This is a genomic window from Achromobacter sp. T5-5, assembly GCF_055397965.1.
Map to the genome: position 1 here is coordinate 1,739,536 of NZ_AP027919.1, position 17,527 is coordinate 1,757,062.

A 17,527-nucleotide genomic window follows, 5' to 3' on the forward strand; every position below is an offset into this window, starting at 1 on the left:
TGTTGGGGGCATGTAGATCGCGGTAAGCGCAGGGACAGGGCGCGAACAGTGCGGCGGCCGTAACGGCCGCCGCACTGTTCGCGCCAAGCCGGTGACTTTATCATGGGCTGGCTTACAGCAAGATTGCAGGTGTTTTCCGATGGCGTTTCTGGCGTCTTTACGTATCCGGAGGAAAGGCCGTGAGTCCTTTGCTATCTATCGTGGAACGCAAACTCCAGGCGGTGCCTGTCCCGGTCCAGCTGGTGCTGCCTGACGGCGCGGTGCTGGGCGCTGCCGATCCCCGCGTCCGGTTCGTGACGCACGACAAGGCCGCGCTGGCCCATCTGGCCGAAGGTGCGGTGGGCGTGCTGGGGCAGGATTACGTGGAAGGCCGCATCGACATCGAGGGCAGCATGCGCGATGTGATGGCGGTGGCCGCGGCGCTGCTGCCAGGATCGCCGATGGAGGCGGCCCGCGGTGGCTGGCTGACCGATCTGGTGCGCAAGGTGATGTCGGTCTGGCGGCACTCGGTCGCGCGCGACGCCAGGCAGATCGAATTCCACTACGACCTGTCCGACGACTTCTACGCGCTGTGGCTGGATCCGCGCCGGGTCTATTCCTGCGCCTACTACCGCGAACCCGGCATGACGCTGGCGCAGGCGCAGCAGGCCAAGCTGGACCACATCTGCCGCAAGCTGCGCCTGCGGGCGGGCGAACGCTTCCTGGACGTCGGGGCGGGGTGGGGCGGGCTGCTGTTGTGGGCTGCCGAACGCTATGGCGTGGACGCCACCGGCATCACGCTGTCGCGCAACCAGCATGCGCACGTGGTCCGGCTGATCCAGGAAAAGGGGCTGGCCGGACGTGTCCGCATGGAACTGCTGGACTACCGCAAGCTCGATGAGGCCCAGCCTTACGACAAGATCGCGTCGGTGGGCATGTTCGAGCACGTGGGGCGCGCGCAACTCGACGGCTACTTCGCCAAGCTGCGGCGCCTGCTCAAGCCAGGCGGTCTGATGATGAACCATGGCATCACCGCCGCGGGCGTCTACAACGCGGAACTGGGCAATGGCATGGGCGAGTTCATCGAGAAATACATCTTCCCCGGGGGCGAGCTGACGCACATCAGTGTCGTGATGCAGGCGCTGGCCAATGGCGGCCTGGAAGACCTGGACGTGGAAAACCTGCGCCCGCACTACGCGCGCACCCTGTGGGCATGGAGCGACGGGCTGGAGGCGCGGCTGCCGGAGGCGGCGCAGATCCTGGGCGCCGGCCAGGGCGAGCGCGCGCTGCGCGCGTACCGGCTGTATCTGGCCGGCTGCGCGATGGCCTTCGAACATGGATGGATCGCGCTGCACCAGGTCCTTGCCCAGCATCCGGCGGCGGGGGGAAGGGCGGACGATCTGGACGAGCCGGCGGGGCCTTCGTACCCGTGGCGGCGGGATTACATGTATGGGGAACCGGCGGCGCGGTGATGCCGCCGTTTGCTTGCCTTGGTTCCATAATCTATGCGGAAAAATTGCTTGAGTTTGGAGCCAATGGCGGACTTTTCCGTCGCTCTGGAACCGCCTGAACGTATTAATAGGCACGTATTGTTAACTAAATGTTTCATCGCCGAGGGGGCGAATTTCCCCAGGAGAAACCGCGTGCCTTCCCTGTGAGGGTCCGGGTTATCCCTGACAGAATTTAGGCCGAATGTATCTGTTTCATTCACCGCCGGGGTTGGTCTGCATATCAATTTCGTTTAAGATGCCGCCTTCTTCGTTCAGTTTGTTCTCTTTCTGTGGGTATTCAGAAAATCCTTTCTGATGCTCCCTGTCTTGCAAGACGCCGCGATCCTCGCGGGCCGTCTTGTTGCTAGTGTCGGTTTGTATTGGCGGTTCAGCCCGTCTTCCGCACAACCCCCTTAGCTCCATGGCGCCGCCCAGGGCCTGTTCCTGGCGTGTGTGCCTGAACCTATGGAGGCAAAAGCCAATGCGTTTTACCCCTGTCAAGACCCTGGCCGCCGCGGCCGTTCTGTTTGCATTTGCCGGATCGGCCCAAGCCGCCGATGCCCCGCAATGTGAGCTCAAGCGGCCCGTCATGTTTGGCGCCATGAACTGGGAATCCAATCTGGTCCTGGTCGACGTCGAACGTTTCATCATGGAAAAGGGCTACGGTTGCAAGACCGAAACCCTGCCCACCGAGACCCTGCCCGCCCTGGCCGCGCTGGAGCGCGGCGATCTGGACATCAACACCGAGATCTGGCTGAACAGCGTGGCCGATCCCTGGGATCGCGCCCAGAAGACCGGCAAGGTCAAGCGCATCGGCGACCTGTACATGGGCGCCGAAGGCTGGTACATCCCTCGCTACACGGCCGAGCGCCTGCCCGAGCTGAAGTCCGCGGCCGATCTGCCCAAGTTCAAGGACGAATTCAAGGATCCGGAAGAGCCCGGCAAGGGCCGCTTCTACGGTTGCCCGGCAGGCTGGGGTTGCGAAGTCACCAGCAACAACCTGTTCCATGCCCTGAAGCTGGACGACACCTACACGCTGTACTCGCCCGGCACGGGCGCGGCGCAGAAGGCGGCCCTGATGTCGGCCTACAAGCGCAAGCAGAACGTCGTGTTCTATTACTGGTCGCCCACGCCGCTGGTCGGCGCCATGGACCTGGTCAAGCTGGACATGCCGCCCTACGACGCTGAAAAGCACAAGTGCCTGACCTCGCCCAAGTGCGCCAAGCCCGAGCCCAGCGCCTACCCCGACAATCCCGTCTTCACGGCGGTGAACACGAAGTTCTCCCAGGATGCGCCCAAGCTGACCGAGTTCCTGTCCAAGGTCTCGGTGCCGCTGCCGGTCATCAATGAAACCCTGGCCCACATGGAAGAGTCCGGCGATGAATCCAAAGCCGTGGCCAAGTGGTTCCTGAAAAACAAACCCGACGTCTGGACCAAGTGGGTCCCCGCCGACGTCGCCGGGCGCGTCCAAAGCGCGCTGTAAAGCACTGTGATCCTGGCTGCGCGCCGCGGTGGCGCGTACCGGCCCCTGGAGGGACCGGACCTCTTTGCCGGGATGGCCGCCGGCCGGGCGCTCGCGCCCGGCCTGGCAAGCGTGCTTGTGCCGCCACCTGCGGTGGCAGTGAACCCGGTGCCGGGCACCGATGTGGGATGGACCCCCGCCCCTGGCGGTCCGTCCCGGTGCCCGGCACCCGTCTCAGTCTCGTTGTTTTCCGCTGCGCCGGCGTGCCCGGTGGCGACACGGGCGGCGAGCGCGCCAGAATGGAGTCAAATGCATGTTTCCTGAAATTATTCCCGCCCGTCAGGTACGAGGGGCGATCGACGGTTTCGTCGATCATCTGGTCACCAACTATGCGGACACGCTGGAGAAACTGTCCCAGCCCGTCCTGCACGCGTTGGTGTGGTTGGAGCAACTGCTGCGCAGTTCGCCCTGGTGGGCGGTCGTCGCGGTCACGGTGGCGATCGCGTATGGCGTGAGCCGCCGCATCGGCCTGAGCCTGGCGATGGGCGCGCTGCTGTGCCTGATCGGCGTGCTGGGCCTGTGGGACGCCGGCATGCAGACGCTGGCGCTGATGATCATGGCGGCCGGCCTGTCGGTGCTGATCGGCATCCCGCTCGGTGTGCTGATGGCGCGCGTGAACTGGCTGCGCTCGATCATGCTGCCGGTGCTGGACGTGATGCAGACCATGCCCAGCTTCGTCTACCTGATTCCTGTCGTCATGCTGTTCGGCCTGGGCAAGATCCCCGCCATCATCGCGACGGTCATCTATGCCGTGCCGCCGCTGATCCGCCTGACCGACCTGGGCATCCGCCTGGTCGACCGTGAAGTGCTGGAGGCGTCGCGCGCCTTTGGCGCCAATCCGCGCCAGCAGCTCTTCGGCGTGCAGCTTCCCCTGGCGCTGCCCAACATCATGGCTGGCATCAACCAGACCACGATGATGGCGCTGTCGATGGTGGTCATCGCGTCGATGATCGGCGCGCGCGGCCTGGGTTATGAAGTGCTGCTGGGCATCAACCGCCTGGAAGTGGGCCGGGGCCTGTTGGCCGGCCTGGGTATCGTGGTGTTGGCCGTGCTGTTCGACCGGATCACGCAATCGTATGGACAGCGCATGCGCATGGGAGGCCAGCGATGAGCAAGATCGAAGTCAAGAACATCTACAAGATCTTCGGAGCGCATCCGAAGAAGTGGCTGCAGGCCGCGCAGGGCGGCATGAGCAAGGAACAGCTGCTGGCCGAAAGCGGCCACACGCTGGGCCTGCGCGACATCAGCCTGTCCATCGAAGAGGGCAGCATCTACGTCATCATGGGCCTGTCCGGGTCGGGCAAGTCCACGCTGATCCGCCATTTCAATCGCCTGATCGAGCCCAGCGCGGGCCACATCCTGGTTGACGGCGTGGACGTGGTCAGCCTGAACAAGCGCGACCTCGAAGTCTTCCGCCAAAAAAAGATGAGCATGGTGTTCCAGCGCTTCGGGCTGTTCCCGCACCGCACCGTGCTGGACAACGCCGCCTACGGCCTGACCGTGCAAGGCGTGGGCAAGGCCGAGCGCGAGAAGCGCGCCCGCGAATGGCTGGAGCAGGTGGGCCTGTCGGGGTTCGAGAACCAGTACCCGCATCAGCTTTCGGGCGGCATGCAGCAGCGCGTCGGCCTGGCGCGGGCCCTGGCGACCGATGCCGAAATCCTGCTGATGGACGAGGCATTCTCCGCCCTGGATCCGCTGATCCGCCGCGAAATGCAGGACCAGCTCCTGCAGCTTCAGGCCAAGCTCAACAAGACCATCGTCTTCATTACGCACGATCTTGACGAAGCGCTGCGCCTGGGCAACCGCATCGCCATCCTGAAGGACGGCGAACTGGTGCAGGAGGGCACGCCCGAGGACATCCTGCTGAATCCGGCCAACGATTACGTGCAGTCGTTCCTGCAGGACGTGAACCGCACCAAGGTGCTCAACGCCACGCACGCCGTGAACCCGGCGCGCCTGACGCTGACGATGCGCTCGCGCCCCGCGCACGCCGTGGACCGCATGAACGCGCTGAACTATGAGTACGCGCCGGTGCTGGACGGCAAGCGGCTGGCGGGTGTGTTGACCGCCAAGGCGGCTGCGTCGGCGATGCAGGAAGGCGCGCGCGACGTGTCCCGCTTCGTCGAGGACCTGGCCTCGGTGCCCGCCACTGCGGGCCTGGGCGAAGTGCTGGCCCAACTGGTCCACAGCGACCAACCGGTCGCCGTGACGGGCGAGGACGACGAGTTCCTGGGCATGCTGTCGCGCAAGAAGGTCGTGGAGCTGGTGACGCCGGCCCTGACCGAAACGCCGGCCCAGGTGGAAACGCCGGCCGTGGCCGACGCGACCCCGCCGCAGGCGGACGCCGAGACCGAGCGCCACGACAAGGCGGCCTGATCGCGGCCTTTCCCGCCAGCCTGACTGCGGCCACATACTGCGCCCGCGTGCATGCCCTTGCACGCGGGCGCAGTCACGATATGATGGCTGGCCGGCCGGCTCGGCCGGTTTTCCTTTTATCGAAACATCGGAAACCGCCATGCCCATTTTGAACATCCAGATCATGCAAGGCCACACGGCCGCCCAGAAAGCCACGCTGCTGAAGGCGGCGTCCAACGCGGTGGTCGAAAGCATCGCGGCGCCCTTGCCCAGCGTGCGCATCGTGCTGCACGAAGTGCCGGCGGAACATGTGATCGTCGCGGGCGAGATCGGCAAGCGCATGGCGAGCGTGGACGTGGACCTCATCGAAGGCCGCGACGAGGCCAAGAAGGCCGCCCTGATCGCCGCGTTGAACCAGGCCGTGTGCGCCAGCATCGACATCTCCGGCGAAGACGTCCGCGTGCTGCTGCGCGACGTGCCCAAGACCGACATGGGCGTGGCCAATGGGCTGAGCGCGAAGGCGGCGGGACGGTAGCCGCGTTGCCGTTCCCGTGCCCGTTCTGGGGCGCGGGCTATCGGCGATAGCGGCGATTTCAGACGCCGCTGATATCCCGCACCGGACCCGCGCGTGACCATAACGCGGGTGGCTGTTTCGAGCCGCCAACTGGACACGCGAGGTGGGTCCCCGCATGGCAACGCTGATCCGTAACGACCGTTCGTCGCTTCCCCCTGAAATCGCCTTGGTTCAGGGCAACGCGCTGCTACTCAAAGTGCTGGGGTTGGGGCCGAACAAGAAGCACCTTGTGTTCAAGGGAAACCCGCCTTCCTTGCTTCGCGTCGAGGCAATCAACCCGGATGACAGGAACAGAGAGCAGTCGATCAGACTGGTCTCGCTTGCCACGCAAGCGCAGTTGGAAAGCGTGGTGGAAGTGGTCGCGTACGTGAACGAACAGCCCTTGAGCAGGGTTGATGCCGGCACGCGGCGGCTCAGGGTCAGGATTCTGCCTCGACTGTCGCTTCCCAACGAGGGCACCGATGAGGGATTGCTCGCAAGGGTTTTGCTTGCAGAGACTGCGGGACCCGATGATTCACGCTATGCCGGCCCGGCAGAAGCGGTAGAAAGCATGAGGTGGATCAAACGGGTCCTGCATAACCGGTTGAACGCGGGAGCCAGGCACTTTGCGCCGCGCCCGGGATCGGCCGACGCACACGCCATCAATACGCTGCGAGGAGTAGTAAAAGCGCCAGGCCAAATTGCGGACTTCGAGCGGTATCCGGACTTGCCCCAGGCCATGCAAGAACGTATCAATGGCGTGGTGAGTATTGCCAACGACGCCTCCGATAAGCGACACCAGCGCTATCGGAAATTCGTTGATGATGTGATCTCGGTGGCGCGTAGCGCCGACATCATCGCAGATCCATGTCCGACTGGCCTATACGCATGGCGAACCCGCACATCTGGAAGTCCGGGGCCCAATTTCGTCTTCTTTCAAACGAAAGGCGGGCAAGACTTCTATAGTTTGACGCCGGCCTATCAGGCCGAGGTGCTCAAGATCCGGTAAAGGACGGTCCAATGATTGCACTGCGTACGATGTTATTGCTTGTGTTTCCCATGCTGGCAACCGCCGGCGACCTGCCCGATGCGCCCTTTCGCCTGCCGCCCGACGAACGCCTCGTTGTTTCCGCCAGCCCCTATTACCAGCAGCCCGAACGTGCCATCTCGAACCGGTTGGCCTACGTGCACAAAAATGGCCAGACGAATCATTTCTGCCTGGTTGGGTATCGTTGGAATGACGGCACTGAGGTGGCCTGGCTGCATTGGAAAGAAGACGACAGCCTGATTCAGTGGCATGGCAGCCGGGATAAAGACATCCGCGAATCAAGCCTCATGAACGAACGCGACGGCGTGAAGTGGGGCAGGGACACGTACGAAGAAGGCGACCGGGCTGCCATGTTCCCACGCACCTTGAGCACGCGGGCCTGGAAACAGCTGGCAGCCGACTGCGCGCAGCATGGCGAGAAGTACGTGTTCGAACCGATCGCCCCCGGGCGTTAATCCAGCTTCACATTCGCCGCCTTCACCACCTCTCCCCACCGCGCGATCTCGCTCTTGATGTAGGCGCCATATTCCTGCGGTGTCGATCCCAGCGCCTGCGCGCCCTGCACCTTGAGCTGCTTCTGCATTTTCGGCGACTTCAGCGCGCGCAGGATCTCGGCGTTCAGCTTGTCGATGACGGGCGCGGGCGTGCCGCTCGGGACGACGACGCCTTGCCAGGCGCCCATGCCGAAGCCCGGCGCCACCGTTTCCGCCACCGTCGGCACATCCGGCAACTGTTCGCTGCGCGACGCGCTGGTGACCGCCAGCGCGCGCAGCTTGCCTTCGCGGATGAAGCCCAGCGAATCGTTGAGCGTGTTGGTCATCACCTGGACCTGGCCGCCGACCAGGTCCGTCATGGCGGGGGCGCTGCCGCGGTAGGGGACGTGGACGGCGTCGATGTCCAGCGACCGCAGGAGCAGCAGCGCGCCCAGGTGCGTGACGTTGCCCGCGCCGGCCGAGCCGTACGACAGCTTGCCGGGGTGCTTGCGCGCATAGTCGACGAAGGCCGACGCGGTGTCGGCGGGCACGGACGGGTGCACCAGCAGGACCAGCGGAATGACGGCCGTGGTCGAGACCGGCGCGAAGTCCTTGACCGGATCAAAGGGCAGCGAGCGGTAGAGGTTGGGGCTGAGGGCGATGGACGAGGTGTTGTACAGCACCGTGTAGCCGTCGGGCTTGGCGGCGGCCGCGTACTGCATGCCGATGTTGCCGTTGGCGCCGCCCTTGTTTTCCACGACCACGGTCTGGCCGAGTTGTTCGGTGAGCTGTTTGGCCAGCACGCGCGCCACCAGGTCGGTCGGCCCGCCGGGCGGGAAGGGCACCACCATCGTGACGGGGCGGTCGGGCCAGGCGGCCTGCGCGCTCGCGGCGCCTCCCAGCGCCAGGATGGCCAGCGTGGCGGCCAGCATTGCTTTTTTCATGGGTTGTCTCCTTGTGCTGTTATGGGTACTGCGGATGACGCCCGGGCGGCCGCGTCCTCTGCGGGACGCTGCGCCGTCCGGCGCGGACTCAGTCGGGCCTGCCAGCCAGCATGCGCACGGCCGTGTAGGCCATCACCGGCTTGCCGTGCTGGTTGCGCACCTCGATGGCGGAGGTGACGACCGCGCGGTTGTGCTGCGAGGTGGGACGCACGCCCGTGACTTCGATCTCGGCCCAGACGGTGTCGCCGGCCACCACGGGCGCGAGCATCTTCTTGTGGACTTCCAGCAGCGCCAGCCCCGTGCCCTGCACCATGCCCTGCATGATGAGGCCCTCGATCAGCCCATATGTCAGCGCGCCCGGCGCGGGGCGGCCCTGGATCGCGCCGTGCGCGTAGGTGGCGTCGATGAAGATGGTTTCCAGCATGCCGGTGACGCTGATGAAATTCACGATGTCGGTCTCGGTGACCGTGCGGCGAAACGTCTGGAAGCGCTGGCCGACGACGAGGTCCTGCCAGTAATAGCCCTGGCCGAGTTGGGCGACGGGGGCGGAAGTGCGGTCTTGGGTCATGCGGGGTCCTTGGCGTTTTCAGGAAGGGGATCGCCGGCGTCGCGGGCCGCGCCGGTATCGAGCAGCGCCGCGATGTCGGCGGGCGGCAGGCCCGCCTGGCGCAGCACCTCGCGCGTGTGCTCGCCCAGCCGCGGGGGCATGGCGGGCGGCACCTCGGATTGCGCCAGGCGCACGGGGTTGCGCGCGAAGCGATAGCGGCTGCCGGCGGCGCTTTGCAGCGGCACGAAGAAGCCGACGCTCTGCAGATGCGGGTCGGTTTCCAGGTCCTCCAGCCGGTTCACGGGGGCGGCGGGAATTTCCAGGCGTTCGCACAGGGCCAGCCAGTAGGCCGTGTCGTGCGCGGCGACGATGCCGGCCTGCAGCTCGTAGAGCGTCTCGATGTGCCGGGTGCGGGCCGAGATGTCGGCAAAGCGCGGATCCTCGGCCAGGTCGGGCCGCCCGGCGGCGATGAAGAAGTCGCGCCAGTGCGCGTCGGTGTAGGGCATCAGGCAGACGTGGCCGTCGGCGGTCTGGCAGGGCCGGCGCCAGGGCGTCAGCACGCGGGGATAGCCGGGTGCGCCGGGCTCGTCCGCCAGGTGCCGGCCGTAGTAATGCTCCACCAGCGCAAATGACGCCATGCTTTCGAACATGGGCACTTCCACCTCCTGGCCGAGGCCCGTGCGCTCCCGCTGGAACAGCGCGGCCAGGATGGCGTGCGCGGCGACGAGGCCGCAGGTCTTGTCGGCGGCGACGGTGGGCAGGTAGCGCGGGGCGCCGGTCTGGCGGCCCACCAGGTCGGCCAGGCCGGACAGTCCCTGGATGATGTCGTCGTAGGCGGGGCGCCCGTCGTAGGCGCCGCCCGCGCCGAAGCCGTACAGGCCCGCGTAGACCAGGCGGGGGTTGCGGGCGCACAGCGTGGCGGGGTCCAGGCCGAGCGCGGCCATCTTGGCGGGGCGCATGCTGTGCATCAGCACGTCGGCCTGGTCCACCATCGTCAGCAGCGCCTGGCGCGCGGCCGGCTGTTTCAGGTCCAGCACGATGCTGCGCTTGTTGCGGTTCAGGCCCAGGAAGATCGCGGACAGGCCGGCCTCCTGCGACGGGCCGGTGCGCCGGGTGGAGTCGCCGCCGGGCGCTTCCACCTTGATCACGTCCGCGCCATAGTCGGCCAGGATCTGCGACGCGTAGGGGCCGAACACGACGGAGGTCAGGTCCAGGATGCGCACGCCGTCCAGCGCGGTGGCGCGGGGAGAGGGAGAGGTTGTCATGGGGGCCATGCTATCGGCGCCGCTCATACGCGTCTAATATGGCTTCGGTATTGCTTGATACGGAATCTGTTATGGCTATAGATTTGCGCCAGCTTCGGCAATTCGTGACGATTGCCGAACTGGGAAGTTACCGGCGCGCGGCCGACGCGCTGCACATCGCGCAGCCCGCGCTATCGGTGTCCATCCAGAAACTGGAACATGCGGTGGGCGTGCCGTTGCTGGTGCGAGGCGCCAAGGGCGTCACCACCACGCCTGCCGGAGACGCGTTGATGGCCGACGCGCGGCGCGCGCTGTTCCACACCGAGCAGGCCCGGCAGGCCGCCCGCCGCGTGGCGCTGGGCGAATGGGGCACGCTGCGCCTGGGCTTCGTCGGCTCGGCCACCTACATGCTGCTGCCGCGCTGCCTGCCCGTGTTTCGCGCGCAGTACCCGGACGTGCAACTGGATCTGCGCGAGGACAGCACGGTGGGGCTGGTGGCGATGCTGCGCGCCAACGATATCGACGCGGGCCTGGTGCGCGGGCCGCTGGCCGAAGACAGCGAGCTGGATTCCTGGGTGGTGGAGCGCGACGATCTCATCCTTGCCGTGCCCGCCGGGCATCCGCTCGCCGCCGCCGGTCCGGTTGCGCTGGCGCGCATGCGGTCCGAGAACTTCGTGCTGTACTCGCCGGCCAAGGTGCCCGGCCTGAACGGGGTGACGCTGGCGCTGTGCCACAAGGCGGGTTTTTCGCCGCGCATCAGCCAGGAAGCCATCCAGGTGCAGACGCTGGTCAGCCTGGTCGCCAGCGGCATGGGCGTCGCGCTGGTGCCGGGCGTGACGCGCGCGTACTCCACGCCGCATGTGGCCTTCGTGTCCCTGACCGATGCGGATGCGCACGGCGCGCTGTCCCTGTCGCTGGTGACGCATCGCGACACGTCGTGTGCGTCGGTGCTGCGGCTGCGCGACAGCATGCTGGCGCCGGAGGCGGGCTGAACGGCCGCCTGGCCGGGGGCATGAGGCGCGCGGCCGGGCGCGGCCGCTACTGCGTCTTCAAGCCCAGTTCGGCCACGAACTGCTTTTCCTGCGCCACCTGCCGGATGGCGTAGTCCGTGTAGGCGGCCGAGTCCATCAGCATGTGCGGCTGGTCGGCGCTTTCCAGCGCGCGGTTGTATTCCGCGTCGCGCGAGGCGCGATGGAATGCCTGCTGCAGCACGGCGACGATGGCCGGGTCCATGTCCTTGGGTCCGGCGATGCCGACGGGGTTGGAGGCGACGATGGGATAGCCCAGCTCGGTGAGCGTGGGCACGTCGGGCAAGCGCCGGGCGCGCGCGTCGCCCATCACGGCCAGCAGCCGCGCCTTGCCGGTGTCGATCATCGGACCCCAGCCCGCATCCGACACCATCTGGATATGTCCGCCCAGCAGCGCGGTGGTTTCTTCAGCCGCGCCCTTGTAGGGGATGAAGTTGAACCTGACGCCGGTGAGCCGGGACAGGCGTTCGATGGCGATGCGCCCGGAGCCGCCCGTGCCGGTCGCGCCATAGCTGATCCTGTCGGGGTTGGCGCGCGCATCGGCGATGAGGTCGTCCAGCGTCTTCCACGGCGCGTCCTGCCGCACGACGATGCCGTAGGAGTAGGCCGTCATGCAGGCGACGTAGGTGAAGTCCTTGAGCGGGTCGTAGTTGACCGCTTGCAGGAAGGGATAGCGAAACAAGGTGCCCACCACCACCGACACCGTATAGCCGTCGGGCGCCGCCGTTTGCGCCATGGCGGCGGGTCCCAGCGTGCCGCCCGCTCCGGGCCGGTTGGCGATGACGACCGGCTGGCCGAGTTCGCGCGAGGCCGCCACCGCCAGGGCGCGCATCTGCGTGTCGGTGGCGCCGCCCGCGGGAAAGGGCACGATCAGCGTGATGGGCCGCGCGGGGAACGCGGCGGCGCGCGCGGGCGCGCAAAGGCCAAGCGCCGCGGGCAAGGCCAGCCCCAGCTTGAGCAGGCTGCGGCGTCTGGGCGAAGCGGTGCTGCAAATGGGATGCGTCATGGTGGTCTCCGTCCTGGTTGTTATGGGCACAGCAGACAGCAGGTTTCCGGCGGCGTCACGCGCGCCGGGAAAGGCAACGCCTAGCGCGCGATGCCGCGCGCGCGCAGGCTGGCGATGGCGGCGTCGTCGTAGCCGGCTTCGCGCAGGATCTGGTCGGTATGTTCGCCGGGCAGGGGCGCCTGCCGATGGATGGCGAACTGAAAACCGGACATCTTTACGGGGCTGGCGATCTGCGCGCCGCTGCCGTAGGTGTCGTGCCGGAGCTGCCGCACCATGCCGCGCGCGACGAATTGCGGGTGCGCCAGGCTTTCGGCCAGCGTCAGCACCGGGGACACGCAGCAGTCCGCGCCGTCCAGCAAGGCAAGCCAATGCGCCCGCGGCTTCGAGCCGAACAGGCGTTCAAGTTCTGCGCGCACATGGGCCTGTTGCGCCGCATCGGCATCGCGGTGCAGGGGAATCAGGTCCGTGCGGTCCAGGCGCTGGCACAGCGCCGTCCAGAATTTGGGTTCCAGCGCCGCCACCGCCAGATGGCGGCCGTCCTGCGCACGGTATTGGCCGTAGCAGGCCAGTGCGCCAGAGAGCGTGTCGCCGCCGGCGGGCCGGGTGGCGCCGTGGGCGTTGAGGGTGGCCAGCGGCACTGCGGCGCTGGCCAGCAGGCCGTCCGCGATGGCGATGTCCAGACAGCGGCCGCGGCCGGTGCGCCGCGCGTCGAGCAGGGCGGCCAGGATGCCCATCGCCGCCGTGAGCGAGCCGCCCAGGATATCGGCCACGGGCACGTTGGACAGCGCGGGTTCGTCCGGGCCGCAGCCCATCTGGTCCGCCACGCCGGCATAGGCTGAATAATTGAGGTCGTGGCCGGCGGCGTCGCGCAGGGGACCCGTCTGGCCGTAGCCGGTGATGCTGCAGTACACCAGCCGGGGATTGTGGCTGGCCAGGGTGGGATAGTCGGCCTTCAGGCGGGCCGCCACGCCGGGCCGGAAGCTCTCGATCACGACGTCCGCCTCGCGCGCCAGCGCCGCCAGCGCGGCCTGGCCGTCGGGGTGCTTCAGGTCCAGCCGCAGGCCGCGCTTGTTGCGGTTGCACACCGCGCGCAGCGACGGCGGCGCATAGTCGCCGGCCTGCGTGTCTTCGATCTTGATCACGTCCGCGCCCAGGTCCGCCAGGTACTGCGCGCCCAGCGGGCCGGGCAGCAATCGCGACAAGTCCAGGATCCTGATGTCCGCGAGCGGGGCGGTGTTCGGCGTATCCAAAGAGGGACTCCGGTAAATACGAAGAGGCGGCCGGGAATCGGCTCAAGCCAGTCTAGGCGCGGCTTTGCGGCGGTCCAATGGCGAAATCGCTGATTTCGCTTGGCGGGAATGCTCACGCCGGGCATTTCTTGCCGGCGGACCTTTCGCTACCATCGACGCCATCGGTGTCCACCCCGCCTCGGGAATCGCCATGACGCATCACACCATCGCCGTGGGCCATGTCGCCCAGATCCTGCAAGGCGCACGCCGCCGCGGCGTGGACGTCGACCGGGTGCTGTTGCGCGCCGACGTGCCGCCCGCGCTGCTGCAGGCGCCGATGGCGCGCGTGTCGCAGGCGCAGTTCGCGCAGATCCTGCGGATGCTGCGGCGCGCCACGCGCGACGACTTCCTGGGCATGGGCCGCCAGCCGGTTCCGTTGGGCGCCTTCGCCCATGCCTGCCGGCTCGCGCTGCAGGAGGCCACGGTGGGGCAGGCGCTGCGCGTCGCGTTCCGCTATTACCACGGCGTCCTGCGCGACTTCACCGCGCGTCTGTGCGTGGACCGCGATGCCGCGCGCGTCGTGCTGGATGCGCGCGGCGAACGCCGCTGCACGCAGTGGTACGCCGAGCGCACCTTTCTGTTCTTCACGCTGGGCGTGGCGAACTGGCTGGCCGGGCGCCGCATTCCGATATTGGGCGTGGACTACAACGGCGGCACACGCAGCGCCGACGCGCACAGGGTGTTCCATGCCCCGGTCCATTATGGGCAGCAGGTGACGGGATTGCGGCTGGAGTCGCGCTGGCTGGCGCTGCCAGTGGTGCAGGACGCGCAGGCGCTCAAGGCCTTCCTGGCGAATGCGCCATTCGATCTGCTGGTGAAGTACCAGGATCGCGCAACGCTCACCGACCGCATCCGGCGCCTGCTGCGCAACGACCTGTCGGCCGACCTGCCGTCGCTGGCGCAGGTCAGCGCGCAGCTGTCGATGACGCCGCAGACGCTGCGGCGCCACCTGCGCGAAGAAGGCCAGGGATTCCAGGTGCTCAAGGACGACCTGCGGCGCGATGCGGCGGTCGAATACCTGGGACGGCACGATCTATCGCTGATGGACATCGCCGAGCGACTGGGGTTTTCCGAGCCCAGCACCTTTCACCGCGCGTTCAAGAAATGGACGGGCGTGTCGCCCGGCGAATACCGCCGCAATCGGCTCGTGTGCGGTCCGGCCTGCCGGCCGCCCATGGACTGACACTTTCCGCCAATCGGATTGACGCCTGCGGCCATTGCCGCGCCGCCCGGCCGGCGGGAACCTACGGACTGGACACCGGCCGGCCGCCAGACGCCGCGCCGCACGAGACACCGAGCCGGCACGCCGGCGCGCCGCAGGAGGAACACGGGCTTATGTATCTGACTCAGGGCCTGCACCGGGCAAGCCGGCTGTATCCCCGCACGATCGCCTTGCGTGAAGGCGCGCGCGCCTGGACCTATCCCGAACTGCTGGCCTGGGCGGCCCGCAAGGCCGCCGTGCTGCGGGACTGCGGCGTGCGTCGCGGCGACCGGGTCGCGCTGCTGGGCGCGAACAGCGCCTCGTACGTGTCGGCCATGCTCGCGTGCTGGTGGCTGGGGGCGGTCATCCAGCCCCTGAATACGCGCTGGAACGACGCCGAGCTGTCGCAGGGCCTGGCGGACGGCGGCGCGCGCCTGGCCCTGGCGGACCCTGCGATGTCGCCGCGCCTTGCCGGCAGCCTGTCGGCTTGCGCGGCGCAGGCGCTGCCGCTGCCCGAACTGGATGCGCTGGCCGAGGCCGCGCCCGCCCTGGAAGACTGCCGCGCGGGCGGCGACGCGCTGGCCGCCATTCTGTACACCGGCGGCACGACCGGCCTGCCCAAAGGAGCGATGCTGACGCACGCCAATCTGTGGAGCGCCGCCGTCGCCCGGCTGGCCACCGTCCCCACGCCGCAGGACAGCCGCGTGCTGCTGGTGGCGCCGCTTTTCCACGTGGCCGGACTGGGCCGGCTGATGGGGCAGTTCCTGGCGGGCGCGTCGGTCGTGATGCAGCGCGGGTTCGATCCCGGGGCGGTGCTTCAATCCCTGCAGGACGATGGCGTCTCCGAAGTGCTGCTGGTGCCCAGCATGATCCAGATGCTGCTGGACGCGCCGGATTTCGCGACCTATCGGCTGGGCGGCGTGCAGCGCGTCATCTGGGGCGCGTCCCCCATCGCGCCCGCGCTGCTGGCCCGGGCGCTGGACGCCTTTCCCAACGCGGAATTCGTGCATGCCTACGGCATGACCGAGACCTCGGCGCTGGTGGCCCTCAATGCCGACGTGCGGCAGGGCGGGCCGCGCGCCTTGTCGGCGGGCCGTCCCGCGGTCGGGGTCGAGGTGCGCATCCTGGCGGCCGACGGCCAGGACGTCCCGTCCGGCGCGGTGGGCGAGCTGGCGGTGCGCGGTCCCATGGTCGTCGCCGGCTACTGGAACCGGCCCGACGAGACGGCGCGGATGTTTGCCGACGGATGGCTATTGACGGGCGATGCGGCGCGCCAGGACGACGACGGTTATCTGTACGTGGTGGACCGCCTGAAGGACATGATCGTCACCGGCGGCGAAAACGTCTACGCGGCCGAAGTGGAAGCCGCCCTGGCGCGGCATGCGGGCGTGGCGCGCTGCGCGGTGATCGGGGTGGCGCACGAACGGTGGGGCGAAGCCGTGCACGCGGTGATCGTGGCGCGGCCGGGCGCCGCGCCCGATGCCGCCACGTTGAACGCGCATTGCCGCCAGGTCCTTGCGCCCTACAAGTGCCCCAAGAGCTATGAATTCCGCGATGACCTGCCCATGTCGGCGGCGGGCAAGGTGTTGAAGTCCGTGCTGCGGCAGGGCCATGGATTCCCCAGCGCGGCGTCCGCCGCGTCGACTCTTCAGGAGAAGCAGGCATGAATCGAAAAGTGTGGGTGGCCGGCGTCGGCATGATCCCGTTCAGCAAGCCCGGCGCGAGCGAACCCTATTCCGTCATGGGCATGCGCGCGGTGCGCGACGCCATGCAGGACGCCGGACTGCCCTACGAGTCCGTGGAGCAGGCCTACGCCGGCTATGTCTATGGCGATTCGACCTCTGGCCAGGCGGTGGTCTACGGCGTGGGCCTGACGGGCATCCCCGTATTCAACGTCAACAACAATTGCGCCAGCGGTTCGTCGGCCCTGTTCCTGGCGCGGCAGGCGGTCGAAAGCGGCGCCGCGGAATGCGCGCTGGCGGTGGGCTTTGAACAGATGGTGCCTGGCGCGCTGAAGGGCGTGTATGAAGACCGCCCGTCGCCGCTGCAGGCCTTCGCGGCGTCCATGACCGAGCTCCAGGGTTACGACGCCGACAAGCCGCGCGCGGCGCAGTTCTTCGGCGGCGCCGGCCGCGACTACATGAAAGCGCACGGCATCCGTGCGGACACGTTCGCGCGCATTTCGGTCAAAGCGCGCCAGCACGCGGCGCGCAACCCGTATGCCGTGTTCCGCCAGACCGTGACGCTGGACGAAGTGCTGGCCGCGCCCATGATCTTCGACCCGCTGACCCGGCTGCAGTGCTGCCCGCCCACCTGCGGCGCGGCGGCGGCCATTCTGTGCTCGGACGATTTCGCCCGTCGCCACGGACTGCGCCCCGCGGTGGGCATCGCCGCGCAGGCGATGACGACCGACCTGCCATCGACCTTTGACGCCGGCGACATGCGCAAGCTGGTCGGCTACGACATGACGCGCGCCGCGGCGGACCGCGTCTACGCGGCCGCGGGCGTGGATCCGGCCGACGTGGATGTCGTCGAACTGCACGACTGCTTCACGGCCAACGAACTGATCACCTACGAAGGCCTGCGCCTGACGCCCGAGGGCACGGCGGAAAAATTCATCGTGGATGGCGACAACACCTATGGCGGGCGCGTCGTCACCAATCCGTCCGGCGGCTTGCTGTCCAAGGGCCATCCGCTGGGCGCGACGGGCCTGGCGCAATGCGCCGAGCTGGTCTGGCAACTGCGCGGCCAGGCGGACCTGCGCCAGGTGGAAGGCGCGCGCCTGGCGCTGCAGCACAACCTGGGACTGGGCGGCGCGTGCGTCGTCACGCTGTATCAGGCCGCATAA

Annotated in this window: 16 protein-coding genes; 11 read left to right on the forward strand and 5 right to left on the reverse strand. The window is 67.7% G+C overall.

All coding sequences use genetic code 11. The features are described from left to right. Nucleotides 1-179: 179 nt before the first annotated feature. The 7 genes from ACZ50Q_RS07860 to ACZ50Q_RS07890 all read left to right on the forward strand — a co-directional run bounded on the left by ACZ50Q_RS07860 (nucleotide 180) and on the right by ACZ50Q_RS07890 (nucleotide 7,402). The gene (locus tag ACZ50Q_RS07860) at nucleotides 180-1,451 is read left to right on the forward strand and encodes a class I SAM-dependent methyltransferase (protein ID WP_464081080.1); all 1,272 of its coding nucleotides are present in this window, start codon (nucleotides 180-182) and stop codon (nucleotides 1,449-1,451) included. 499 nt (nucleotides 1,452-1,950) lie between these two features. After that, nucleotides 1,951-2,952 carry an ABC transporter substrate-binding protein gene (locus ACZ50Q_RS07865; protein ID WP_464081081.1) on the forward strand — a complete coding sequence of 334 codons (1,002 nt, stop codon included), beginning with the start codon at nucleotides 1,951-1,953 and terminating at the stop codon, nucleotides 2,950-2,952. Between the two features lie 292 nt (nucleotides 2,953-3,244). Further along, nucleotides 3,245-4,102 (forward strand): ABC transporter permease, encoded by an 858-nt coding sequence (locus tag ACZ50Q_RS07870; RefSeq protein WP_092582593.1) that lies wholly within the window; start codon nucleotides 3,245-3,247, stop codon nucleotides 4,100-4,102. Further along, entirely contained in the window at nucleotides 4,099-5,367 is a 1,269-nt protein-coding gene (locus ACZ50Q_RS07875; protein ID WP_464081082.1) for a quaternary amine ABC transporter ATP-binding protein, read from the forward strand. The genes ACZ50Q_RS07870 and ACZ50Q_RS07875 overlap by 4 nt, the downstream gene beginning before the upstream one ends. 139 nt (nucleotides 5,368-5,506) lie before the next feature. Then, entirely contained in the window at nucleotides 5,507-5,881 is a 375-nt protein-coding gene (locus tag ACZ50Q_RS07880; RefSeq protein ID WP_464081083.1) for a tautomerase family protein, read from the forward strand. A gap of 154 nt (nucleotides 5,882-6,035) precedes the next feature. After that, nucleotides 6,036-6,908 carry a hypothetical protein gene (locus ACZ50Q_RS07885; protein ID WP_464081084.1) on the forward strand — a complete coding sequence of 291 codons (873 nt, stop codon included), beginning with the start codon at nucleotides 6,036-6,038 and terminating at the stop codon, nucleotides 6,906-6,908. An 11-nt stretch (nucleotides 6,909-6,919) separates the two neighbouring features. Beyond that, entirely contained in the window at nucleotides 6,920-7,402 is a 483-nt protein-coding gene (locus ACZ50Q_RS07890) for a hypothetical protein (protein ID WP_464081085.1), read from the forward strand. Here ACZ50Q_RS07890 and ACZ50Q_RS07895 read toward each other — a convergent pair. The 3 genes from ACZ50Q_RS07895 to ACZ50Q_RS07905 form a co-directional block, all read right to left on the reverse strand. After that, nucleotides 7,399-8,364, reverse strand: a complete 966-nt coding sequence (locus tag ACZ50Q_RS07895; RefSeq protein WP_464081086.1) for a Bug family tripartite tricarboxylate transporter substrate binding protein — start codon at nucleotides 8,362-8,364, stop codon at nucleotides 7,399-7,401. The two genes, ACZ50Q_RS07890 and ACZ50Q_RS07895, sit on opposite strands and share 4 nt — an antisense overlap. An 88-nt stretch (nucleotides 8,365-8,452) precedes the next feature. After that, nucleotides 8,453-8,932, reverse strand: coding sequence for a MaoC family dehydratase (locus ACZ50Q_RS07900; RefSeq protein WP_464081087.1), 480 nt, complete (start codon nucleotides 8,930-8,932; stop codon nucleotides 8,453-8,455). Continuing rightward, nucleotides 8,929-10,176, reverse strand: a complete 1,248-nt coding sequence (locus ACZ50Q_RS07905; RefSeq protein WP_464081088.1) for a CaiB/BaiF CoA transferase family protein — start codon at nucleotides 10,174-10,176, stop codon at nucleotides 8,929-8,931. Before ACZ50Q_RS07905 ends, ACZ50Q_RS07900 begins: the two co-directional genes overlap by 4 nt. A gap of 71 nt (nucleotides 10,177-10,247) precedes the next feature. Between ACZ50Q_RS07905 and ACZ50Q_RS07910 the strand changes: the two genes are divergently transcribed. Next, nucleotides 10,248-11,147: a LysR family transcriptional regulator gene (locus ACZ50Q_RS07910; protein WP_231952184.1), complete on the forward strand. Its 900-nt coding sequence runs from the start codon at nucleotides 10,248-10,250 to the stop codon at nucleotides 11,145-11,147. A 46-nt stretch (nucleotides 11,148-11,193) separates the two neighbouring features. On the opposite strand, the gene ACZ50Q_RS07915 is transcribed toward ACZ50Q_RS07910, so the two are convergent. Together ACZ50Q_RS07915 and ACZ50Q_RS07920 are read right to left on the reverse strand one after the other, a co-directional pair. Then, nucleotides 11,194-12,189 (reverse strand): tripartite tricarboxylate transporter substrate binding protein, encoded by a 996-nt coding sequence (locus ACZ50Q_RS07915; RefSeq protein WP_464081089.1) that lies wholly within the window; start codon nucleotides 12,187-12,189, stop codon nucleotides 11,194-11,196. Nucleotides 12,190-12,269: 80 nt separating this feature from the next. Beyond that, nucleotides 12,270-13,439 carry a CaiB/BaiF CoA transferase family protein gene (locus ACZ50Q_RS07920; protein ID WP_464081090.1) on the reverse strand — a complete coding sequence of 390 codons (1,170 nt, stop codon included), beginning with the start codon at nucleotides 13,437-13,439 and terminating at the stop codon, nucleotides 12,270-12,272. 190 nt (nucleotides 13,440-13,629) lie between these two features. Between ACZ50Q_RS07920 and ACZ50Q_RS07925 the strand changes: the two genes are divergently transcribed. The 3 genes from ACZ50Q_RS07925 to ACZ50Q_RS07935 all read left to right on the forward strand — a co-directional run bounded on the left by ACZ50Q_RS07925 (nucleotide 13,630) and on the right by ACZ50Q_RS07935 (nucleotide 17,527). Beyond that, nucleotides 13,630-14,661, forward strand: a complete 1,032-nt coding sequence (locus ACZ50Q_RS07925; protein WP_076515495.1) for an AraC family transcriptional regulator — start codon at nucleotides 13,630-13,632, stop codon at nucleotides 14,659-14,661. Nucleotides 14,662-14,813: 152 nt separating this feature from the next. Further along, nucleotides 14,814-16,346, forward strand: a complete 1,533-nt coding sequence (locus ACZ50Q_RS07930; protein ID WP_464081091.1) for an acyl-CoA synthetase — start codon at nucleotides 14,814-14,816, stop codon at nucleotides 16,344-16,346. After that, nucleotides 16,343-17,527 (forward strand): lipid-transfer protein, encoded by a 1,185-nt coding sequence (locus ACZ50Q_RS07935; protein ID WP_464081092.1) that lies wholly within the window; start codon nucleotides 16,343-16,345, stop codon nucleotides 17,525-17,527. Before ACZ50Q_RS07930 ends, ACZ50Q_RS07935 begins: the two co-directional genes overlap by 4 nt.

What these genes read in the sequence shown, in the direction of transcription:
- ACZ50Q_RS07865 (WP_464081081.1), top strand. Translation starts at nt 1,951, where the DNA reads ATGCGTTTTACCCCTGTCAAGACCCTGGCCGCCGCGGCCGTTCTGTTT.
- ACZ50Q_RS07870 (WP_092582593.1), top strand. Translation starts at nt 3,245, where the DNA reads ATGTTTCCTGAAATTATTCCCGCCCGTCAGGTACGAGGGGCGATCGAC.
- ACZ50Q_RS07875 (WP_464081082.1), top strand. Translation starts at nt 4,099, where the DNA reads ATGAGCAAGATCGAAGTCAAGAACATCTACAAGATCTTCGGAGCGCAT.
- ACZ50Q_RS07880 (WP_464081083.1), top strand. Translation starts at nt 5,507, where the DNA reads ATGCCCATTTTGAACATCCAGATCATGCAAGGCCACACGGCCGCCCAG.
- ACZ50Q_RS07885 (WP_464081084.1), top strand. Translation starts at nt 6,036, where the DNA reads ATGGCAACGCTGATCCGTAACGACCGTTCGTCGCTTCCCCCTGAAATC.
- ACZ50Q_RS07890 (WP_464081085.1), top strand. Translation starts at nt 6,920, where the DNA reads ATGATTGCACTGCGTACGATGTTATTGCTTGTGTTTCCCATGCTGGCA.
- ACZ50Q_RS07895 (WP_464081086.1), bottom strand. Translation starts at nt 8,364, where the DNA reads ATGAAAAAAGCAATGCTGGCCGCCACGCTGGCCATCCTGGCGCTGGGA.
- ACZ50Q_RS07900 (WP_464081087.1), bottom strand. Translation starts at nt 8,932, where the DNA reads ATGACCCAAGACCGCACTTCCGCCCCCGTCGCCCAACTCGGCCAGGGC.
- ACZ50Q_RS07905 (WP_464081088.1), bottom strand. Translation starts at nt 10,176, where the DNA reads ATGACAACCTCTCCCTCTCCCCGCGCCACCGCGCTGGACGGCGTGCGC.
- ACZ50Q_RS07910 (WP_231952184.1), top strand. Translation starts at nt 10,248, where the DNA reads ATGGCTATAGATTTGCGCCAGCTTCGGCAATTCGTGACGATTGCCGAA.
- ACZ50Q_RS07915 (WP_464081089.1), bottom strand. Translation starts at nt 12,189, where the DNA reads ATGACGCATCCCATTTGCAGCACCGCTTCGCCCAGACGCCGCAGCCTG.
- ACZ50Q_RS07925 (WP_076515495.1), top strand. Translation starts at nt 13,630, where the DNA reads ATGACGCATCACACCATCGCCGTGGGCCATGTCGCCCAGATCCTGCAA.
- ACZ50Q_RS07930 (WP_464081091.1), top strand. Translation starts at nt 14,814, where the DNA reads ATGTATCTGACTCAGGGCCTGCACCGGGCAAGCCGGCTGTATCCCCGC.
- ACZ50Q_RS07935 (WP_464081092.1), top strand. Translation starts at nt 16,343, where the DNA reads ATGAATCGAAAAGTGTGGGTGGCCGGCGTCGGCATGATCCCGTTCAGC.